The 8,565-nt window shown below is 32.9% G+C and carries 7 protein-coding genes; 4 read left to right on the top strand and 3 right to left on the bottom strand.

Features of this window, described 5'->3' with window-relative positions; all coding sequences use genetic code 11:
* Positions 1–508 precede the first annotated feature (508 nt).
* From ACJROP_RS10675 to ACJROP_RS10660, 4 genes are all read left to right on the top strand, one after another.
* Positions 509–1,123, top strand: coding sequence for a TetR/AcrR family transcriptional regulator (locus tag ACJROP_RS10675; protein WP_406535450.1), 615 nt, complete (start codon positions 509–511; stop codon positions 1,121–1,123).
* A gap of 116 nt (positions 1,124–1,239) precedes the next feature.
* Positions 1,240–1,980 (top strand): CPBP family intramembrane glutamic endopeptidase, encoded by a 741-nt coding sequence (locus tag ACJROP_RS10670; RefSeq protein WP_406535449.1) that lies wholly within the window; start codon positions 1,240–1,242, stop codon positions 1,978–1,980.
* Between the two features lie 200 nt (positions 1,981–2,180).
* Positions 2,181–2,549: a putative zinc-binding protein gene (locus tag ACJROP_RS10665; RefSeq protein WP_406535451.1), complete on the top strand. Its 369-nt coding sequence runs from the start codon at positions 2,181–2,183 to the stop codon at positions 2,547–2,549.
* A 53-nt stretch (positions 2,550–2,602) separates the two neighbouring features.
* Positions 2,603–2,851 carry a hypothetical protein gene (locus ACJROP_RS10660; RefSeq protein ID WP_406535448.1) on the top strand — a complete coding sequence of 83 codons (249 nt, stop codon included), beginning with the start codon at positions 2,603–2,605 and terminating at the stop codon, positions 2,849–2,851.
* Between the two features lie 27 nt (positions 2,852–2,878).
* Here the strand turns inward: ACJROP_RS10660 and ACJROP_RS10655 are convergent, their stop codons facing one another.
* The 3 genes from ACJROP_RS10655 to ACJROP_RS10645 all read right to left on the bottom strand — a co-directional run.
* Positions 2,879–4,522: an ABC1 kinase family protein gene (locus ACJROP_RS10655; RefSeq protein WP_406535447.1), complete on the bottom strand. Its 1,644-nt coding sequence runs from the start codon at positions 4,520–4,522 to the stop codon at positions 2,879–2,881.
* A 35-nt stretch (positions 4,523–4,557) separates the two neighbouring features.
* Positions 4,558–6,483 carry a MutS-related protein gene (locus ACJROP_RS10650; RefSeq protein ID WP_406535446.1) on the bottom strand — a complete coding sequence of 642 codons (1,926 nt, stop codon included), beginning with the start codon at positions 6,481–6,483 and terminating at the stop codon, positions 4,558–4,560.
* 80 nt (positions 6,484–6,563) lie between these two features.
* Positions 6,564–8,565, bottom strand: a 2,002-nt coding sequence (locus ACJROP_RS10645; RefSeq protein WP_406535445.1) for a U32 family peptidase, incomplete at its 5' end; no start/stop codon positions are given.

The following is an 8,565-nucleotide window of genomic DNA, read 5'->3' as shown; positions in this document are numbered from 1 at the left end:
CAAGAAATAATTAAATAATATTTTTTATATAATTAATTATTGTCATATCATTTTTTTAATGACCAATGCCTACGGTCCTTTTATGAGGGAAGTTGATACTGTCGATGATTAGAAGAAACCCAGCATTGGATAGGCTGCCCGTTTCGAGGGTTGCTCGAGGAGCGAAGGGTAATCTAGCGATGATTCAAGAGAGTTAGTATACGGGCAACACTTATCAAAATGATTTTTGTAAAAACACATTTTATTTTTTGAGGGTGACTCAATTTTTTTAAATAAAGAATATTCAATGTTTATTTTATTCATTTACTTCTTTTATGATAACATTATTTCTTACCGGGCATATTTAATCAATAGGTGTTATTCTAAATCCAGTGAAAATATTTATATAATATGATTTTCATATTAGAATTAAAAACAAAAAACCGACTGAAAGTCGAAAAATGATTTACAATAATATGAGGTTAATTGTAATATAAAAACAGACTGATGGTCTATTCGGTGGAATATTATGAGAAAAGGTGAAAAAAGAAAAAAAGAGTTGTTAAAGATAGCATATGATATGTTTCTCATGCAGGGATATGAGAATACAAGCGTTGACGAAATTATAGAGAAAGCACAAATAGCTAAAGGCACATACTATTACTATTTCGAAAGTAAAGAGCAGATGCTTGAAGAAGTCATTGACATGATGATTGATAATGAGGCCGAAATGGCAGAGCAGGTCATAGGAATGGATATTCCAGTACCGCAAAAAATAGTTGGGATACTTGCATCTATAAAACCTACCGAAGCAGAACAACCCGTAAAGAACGCTCTTTTCCAGCCAGAAAACGTATTAATGCACTATAAAGTCAGACAAAAATTGATTAATGTTCTTACTCCACTTTTATCCGAAGTTATAGAAGAGGGAGTAAATGAGGGCATCTTCGAATGTGATAATATCCCCGAGCGCGTTAAGATGCTTCTTATCATCAGCGACAGTACGTTTAATGAGGGTACATTCACTGAAAAGGATATTTCAGTATTTATAGACATGACTGAAAAACTTCTTGGGGCAGAAAATGGAACTATGAGTTTCATTTACAATCTGATTGATAAGAGCGATATGGAGGCGGTCGAGTGAACAATACTGGAAACTACAAATATAAACCGGTTCTCTTTTTTGCTCTGGCGTATATTTTTACTTGGATATTTTGGATTCCTGCAATATTCTTGCCAGAAAGCATCAGCCCATTACTCATGCTCGTAGGCCTTATGGCTCCGGCTATTGTGTCTACAGTTTTCATTATGGCGTCAGGCTCAGATTTGCTTAAGCAAGACTTTAAGAATAAGATCGTCGGCTTTTATAAAGTAAAATGGCTGAATGTAGTTTGGGCTGTGATTGTATTTGCGATTGTAATAGTCTGTTCTATTTTGTTGTCGCTAGCCTTTGGACAGTCACTTGACCAGTTTTCCTTTACTGAAAGCTTTTCTTTTACTGGTGTTGGAATAGCTGGAGCATTTATTACCATTACAATTGCTTCGATAATTGAGGAAGTGGGATGGAAAGGATACTGTGAGGATTCTATCGGTAACTATATGAACTGGTTTTGGGAATCCATGATTTTTGGAGTGCTATGGTCTTTATGGCATTTTCCTTTATTGTTTATTCAAGGAACATATCAGGCAGGACTTATGGTGAATCCTCTTTATGTGTTTAACTTTTTTGTGAGTGGAATCCCTATGGGATTTGTCATTACATGGGTCTATCTTGAAAGCGACCGTTCGATATTGGCTTGCATGATATTCCATTTCTTTGTCAATTTCATGCAGGAGAAAATAGCGTTGACTCCAGAGACTAAGTGCCTGGAGACAATAGTAATAATAGTGCTTACAGTTATTATAGTCATGGTTAAAAAAGACATGTTCTTTGAAACTCGTCATGTCGGAAGACTGCTTGAATACAGCAACAGCAGTAATAATGAAGTCCACACAGATTAGTATTGGACTTCATACTATCTTTCCAAAGACTTTACCTTAAATGTGAAAGAATACTCTGACTGCTTTAGGTCGGAGATGAATTTTACATGTTTAATTTATAAGACTTAAAATAGATAATAATATATTGGTATCCAATAATGACCTCATACAAGTCTTGAAAAAATATTCAAACAGGAAAATGTGATGATAATGACTGAAAAATTGCTTTAGCTTCATGCAATGGAATGAGCGCCAATGGATTAGTGTCTCGCGTTGCAGTTGGAGATTGCAAAAAGGAAAACAGCAATGTAATATCAATCTGTATGGGTTCTACCTCAGCAGATATTGAAGGATTAAACGATGACATGCTTAAAAAATTTCCGATTATAGCAATAAATGGCTGCGGTAATGCATGTGTAAATAAGATTCTAAACAATAAGGGAATCGAGGTTTCCAGAACAATTGGTGTGGGGGATGTTTTAAGTGAGCATAACGCATTTTCAACAGATCCTTTCCGTTTGGATGACGATGGAGAAAAATGTGTAGAAATTATTAAAAACAAGATTAACGATGAGATGAAACAATTGTAATGACCATATCTAAGATAAAAATGAAAAAAGGTTATTTAGGATATGTGATAACTATGCACGAGATTGATGGAATTAGAATTTCTGATGTTGGATATGAGAGGGTATGTCTTAATTGCATATTCTGGCAAACTAATGTACAGTTGAATGGTCCGGCTCAAGGGGTAATATGTACCAAAGGCATGGGGCATACTGACCCAAATGATTCCTGCAGCATGTTTTCTCCAAATATGAGTGTTGATAATCAGGATTTAAATCGATATTTTGACAAAGAAAATAAGATGCAAGTTTGGAAGAGGTTTTAATTGTAAAAAATCAATAAAATTAATTCTTTATCTTTCTACCATATATTCCATTACTAAAATTATGCCTAAAAATGCACTGAAAACAAAACCTATCAATCCTAATGCTGGAATATCAAATATTTTTGGTCCTGCATTGGCGAATAATGCTAATGATGAACCAATAATCAGTGAAGCTATGATTAGTGCAACAGATATTTGATTTGTAAGTTCACTTATTTCATTTAATTTTATTTCGACTTCACCGTCTTCAAATTTCTGAATTGTGCTGGTAAGCAGTTCCGGAAGGTCTTTTGCCAGGTGTTCTAACTGGAGCAAATAATTTGCACTGTCTAAGATTACTTTTTCAGGTTTAAGCTTGTTTCTAATAATGTTTGATGATAATTTTTTCAATTCGAATGTCGCATTAAATTCGGGGTCTAGTTTTTTACCTGTATCTTCAATCAATGCAATTCCCCTTCCAATCATTACGAATTCTCTTGGAAGAACAACATTGTTTTTAACCATTGCATTAAGCAAATCTTTCATTGCCCCATCCATATTTGTCATGTTGGCGCCATAGTATTTGTTCATTAACTCGTCAACATCCATCTTCAATTGATCTGTATTCTGTTCCGGTGAGATGATGCCCATATAGACTAATTGCTTAATGATGCTGGCGGTGTTTCCGCTTATAATGATTAAAATCAGTTCTGCTAGATTTTCTCTAAACTCATCATTTAATATTCCCATCATTCCCATGTCAATATAACATAGCTTTTGGTCTTCCGTAATAATTATATTTCCAGGATGAGGGTCGGCATGGAAGAATCCATCAATCATAAGTTGTTTAAAATAAGATTTTAATCCATAATCTGCAATTCTTTTCTTATCAATTTCAGGGTAATCTCTTTCAATTAAATCACTAAGTTCGATTCCGTATACTAGTTCCATTGTAAGTACCTGTGAGGTACAGTAATCAGGATATACTTTTGGTATTTTAATGTAGTTTACAGTTTTAAAGTTATTTGCAAGAGTTTGGATATTCCTCATTTCTTCTAGGAAATCTATCTCTTTAAATATTGATTTTTCAAATTCACTTACCATTACAGGCAAGTTAAGAGTTCTGGTTCTTGAAATGTATTTGTCCATTCTGTTTGCCAGAAATTTCATTATTTGAATATCTGATTCAATAATTTCACGAGAATTAGGTTTTAGAACTTTAACTGCTACTTCTTCATCATTTTCTTTTAATGTGGCCCTATATACTTGACCAATTGAAGCAGAACCGATAGGGTTTTCATTGATTGAACTAAATATGCTATCTAATGGAGCGTCAAGCTCTGTTTCCATAACCTCTTTCATTTCATCGAATGGTGTGACTGGTGTGTTGTCCCTTAGTTTTTTAAGCTCATCTGCAATGTCTATTCCAACAAGGTCGGGTCTTGTACTTAACATTTGGCCAAATTTGATAAATGCCGGTCCTAATTCTTCAAATACTCTTCTGACCCTTATTGGAACTGAATCATCTGTAAACTCCTCTAAATCTTCTTCATCACTATTTCTCAAGAATGGAAATCTAACAAGGAATGTATTCTTTTCGATTAAATGCCCAAAATCATTTTTTTTCAATACTTTATAAATCTCATTTAATCTTTTGATATTTTTATTTCTGGGACCAGGTATAACTTTCATTATTATAAAATTAGTAAAAAGTAGCATATAATATTTTAGAATTTTTCTAAAATTCTTGCATACACTACTTTTAATTCATCATCTGATTTTTCATATATTCTTTTTAAAATCAGTTCCGGTGTACTTTTTGCAAGGAAATTCATTTTTGGTGTTCTATCAACAATTAAATTATAATTTTCGTCTAATCCTTTAGCTTCAATTCCATCTACACGAATATCTGTGTAGTTCATTAATTCTCTGGCCATGTGGGTGACAATCACTCCATAAGAATTGGACTCTTTTATCATATCAATAAATGTGGATATGATTTTAACTGCTGCATCAAGTTCTGTTATTCCTTCAAGTTCATCTAATAGCACTAACTTTTCGCTATTTGTGGTGACGATTGGTATGAACACATTTAAGAATGATTCAAATGCTCCCGCATCAAGTGATCGTTTTTTGGAAAAGTGATATATTTCATCAAACAATTTTATTTCCGCTGAAGTGGCGCTTACTGGAAGTCCCATTTGGGCCATAATAGAAATTTGTGTTAGTGTTTCAAGAAGGGTTGTTTTACCACCGCTGTTTGCTCCGGTTAAAAGTGCAATGTTTTCATCTTTGGTCAGTTGATAATCTACTTTCTGGACATAATCTTCGTCTTTTTTAAGCGCTAGCTCTAAGTGTAGTGCTCCTGTAAGTTTTATTTCATCGCCGAATTGCGGTCTGCATAAATCATATTCATATGCAAAACTGCCTAAACTGAATTCATAGTCAAATTTAATTGCATCTTCAACTTCTTCAATCGCTCTTTTTTTAATTGAGTTCAATTCAATTGCTGCGCTCTTTTTGATATCGAAAATATCATTTTCCTTTTTAGAAGATTGCTCTAGAGTTACCCTTTGTATTTCTCTCTCATCAATTTGGATAGGGTAAGTTCTTAAAAATGGATCAAAACTTAACCCTGTTTTTTCACGAATGATTTCTTTCCTTTTATTGATAATTTCATCAAATATTTTGCTAATCTTTGGAGGGAAGTTGTTGTTTAATAAGTTGAGAATTTCATCTCCCTCAAGGTCAACTTGTTTGATGGATTTTTCCAATTCGATATCCATATCATCTTTAAGGGAATTAACAAGTTCTTCAATATTCACTTCCCTTTTATCAATAATGTTCAATTCATTAATTATTGGAAGTATGTCCCCTAGAACGCTTTCCTTATTTCTGATCTTTTGTATTTCATGAACTCTTGAGAATAAGTCCTGATTTTGAATAAAGAAGTTGATTATTTTTTCGGGAACCATTTCATAATCCTCTTCTTCAATGTTAATCATTATAAGGTTTGGCATTCCTTCAAAATCAAGTATTCCCTGTGAATAGACATAAAATACCAAATCATAATTCATCATTTCTTCCTGAAGCAATGGTGAATCACTGGCGGTGATAATCGGATAATATTGATTTAAGCCTAAGTCTGTGAGATATGAATTATCTTCTTCACTTTCAACAAGAATGGCTTTACTTGGATCATATTCGGGTTTTGCCTCTTCAACACTTTTTAAATTTTTCATCAGCCCTCTTAACTTTATTATTGGAAGTTGTGAAACGTGCTGCTTAGCATTCATTACAAAATCAAGCTGTGAATTTATTTTACCGACGTCTTTTGATGGTGAAAGAAGCAGAATTCTGTTTTTGGAATATGATGTATTTGAATATGATAATATCTTGTTTATGATGTCTTCATAAAGCTCCATGGCCCTATCACTTTTTATAAACTCATATTCTGGATTGTTCAATAGCTGATTCATTATTTCAATTGCTTTTCTCTGGCTTATTCCTTCAATATTGGCAATTCTTTCAACATCAACATCATCAACTATTTTCTGGAGCTCCTTTTCGCCCCCAACGCTATTGATTATTTTTTCAGAAATCTTATCTCCGATGCCTTTAATGTTTTGCAATGTAATTTTTTCCCCTTGCATTTTAACCAAACCCTTTTTGTAAAAATAGTTTATATCTTTATATATATTGCTTATTGCCGAGAGCATTTGAAAAGTAATATTCAATAGTTGGCAAGGGTATTTTTAGGGCTGAGTTTAATCAATTCTTTTTTGTTAATATTTCCTCTAAAAGCAGATTTATAAATATCAATCATTTTATAATAATCATCTTCTTTGTAACGACCGTCTATTGCGAAATTGCAAAATCCAATGCTATTCAAATAATTTATTTCATCAAATAATGAAAGTTCACTATCACTGAATATAATCAGCTCTTCACCCGAAAGGCTTCTATGAATCGAGAACTTGTTGTTCTTTGAATCAATCAGGTAATTCTCGTAGTCCTTTTTAAGCTCATTTTTATAAAGTAAATGATATCTTGTTTTCATAAGCTCAATTGACCCTTGAGCGATAATTTCAATTTTATCCGGATTTTTGCAGTGTCTTATAATTTCTTCAAGGTCCCTCTTTCTAAGTTCCGGTGAGATTGTTAGAATTTTATAATTTTCAAGGCTGTTTACAGATTCATTATTGGTAATGTTCATTGAGTAGGGTCCATATTCTGCATTAAAGCAATTGCTCATTATTGGAATGTCATAATCCATTTTAGTTAATATTCCTCTAACTTTATTCAATGATTTAATCAAATCATCATGAGCGATGTCTGGCCATTTCCAAATCAGTTCATAGTCTTTGCCATGGGAAATCTCATAAGCTTCTTTTATGAAACTAATCATGTAATTTAAGTTGTAATTTTTATTTTCATTAATGTCAAGTGAATCGCTTTGAGGAGGAATTTCCAAATAGACTCTTTTAACATTTTCAAGGTTTTCCAAATGTTTCAGATTGTTTGTATAAAAAGAAAAATTAGGGTTTGATGGTGGTATTTCAGTTTTCGCATCTTCCAATTTGATTTTTTTCAATTTATGATTATAAGATGTTATGACTTCATTTTCGAGGCTTTTGAAGAGATTCCTTCTGAGTTCATTGATCTTACTTATTGGAATAAACAATGTTCCATCATAGTTGATGTTAATCTGTGTGATTAGGAAAGGATAATTGTCAACTTTTGAAAGCTGTTTTTTAATTGTATTGGCATCTACGCTTTTTTTAATAGGTTTTTCAAAGGCAGTATTTCCTCTCACTTCACATTCGATTACTTTTTTGTTTGCAAGGGCCAACCTTCCTTTCAATACTGGAAACTTATTTTTCAAGGAAAATGTGAGAATCAATTTGGATTTGACATAACTTGTTCTCCTATTTTCAATCTCTTTAACTTTTTTAGTTAGCTCATGTCTTTTAGTTAGATAAACGGCGGATTCATTCAAATCAAAATTGCTCTTTTTGTTTTGCCATACCTTTTTAACAATCAATACTTTGTCAGGTCTTGTCAAATCCTTAACTTGTTTGTCTTTACCTTTTTGGAAATGATTTAAAGTAGTTATTATTGGATTTTGGGAGATTTCAAGTCCGTAATCATTGTCATTTTTCATAATTAAAAGGCCATCTCCTTTTTGAGGAATGCTTTTAATTTCATCATCCAATTTAATCGCAATCTGATTTTTCTTTTCTGAAATCACTTCCCCTATTTTTAAACCAATATGGCCTGCACGAAGGCTTCTTTTTGTGTCATTGTTAAATTTACCTTCGATAAATCCTCTGTTAAAAACCAGATTCAACTCTTCACTTTCAATCTCTTTTCTGCTTTTTAATTTGTTGAGTGCCTTTCTGTAATTGCTCACTACAATGGCCAGATATTCTTTAGAACGCATCCTTCCTTCAATTTTGATGCAGGAAATGTTCAGCTCGGAAATTTCTTTCAATTGATTAAATAAGCTTAAATCACAAGGGGACAAATAATAATCTTCTTTTTTAATGCCTTGAATCTTGTATTTTTGACGGCAAGGCTGGGCGCATGTGCCCCTGTTTCCGCTTCGACCACCTTTGAAACTGCTTAATAGGCATTGTCCGGAATATGAATAACATAATGCGCCATGGGCAAATATTTCAAGTTCCATATTTGTTTTTAGGGATTTGATTTCTTCTTTTTTCATCTCACGTGGA

Origin of the sequence: Methanobrevibacter sp., from assembly GCF_045220775.1 — an archaeon.
Taxonomy (GTDB): domain Archaea; phylum Methanobacteriota; class Methanobacteria; order Methanobacteriales; family Methanobacteriaceae; genus Methanocatella.
The sequence above is the reverse complement of the archived record's forward strand: the minus strand, read 5'-3'. Positions and strand labels throughout refer to the sequence as shown.

Excerpts from the sequence above, each read along its gene's own strand:
- ACJROP_RS10670 (WP_406535449.1), top strand. The coding sequence starts at position 1,240 with ATGCTCGTAGGCCTTATGGCTCCGGCTATTGTGTCTACAGTTTTCATT.
- ACJROP_RS10675 (WP_406535450.1), top strand. The coding sequence starts at position 509 with ATGAGAAAAGGTGAAAAAAGAAAAAAAGAGTTGTTAAAGATAGCATAT.
- ACJROP_RS10660 (WP_406535448.1), top strand. The coding sequence starts at position 2,603 with ATGCACGAGATTGATGGAATTAGAATTTCTGATGTTGGATATGAGAGG.
- ACJROP_RS10650 (WP_406535446.1), bottom strand. The coding sequence starts at position 6,483 with ATGCAAGGGGAAAAAATTACATTGCAAAACATTAAAGGCATCGGAGAT.
- ACJROP_RS10655 (WP_406535447.1), bottom strand. The coding sequence starts at position 4,522 with ATGAAAGTTATACCTGGTCCCAGAAATAAAAATATCAAAAGATTAAAT.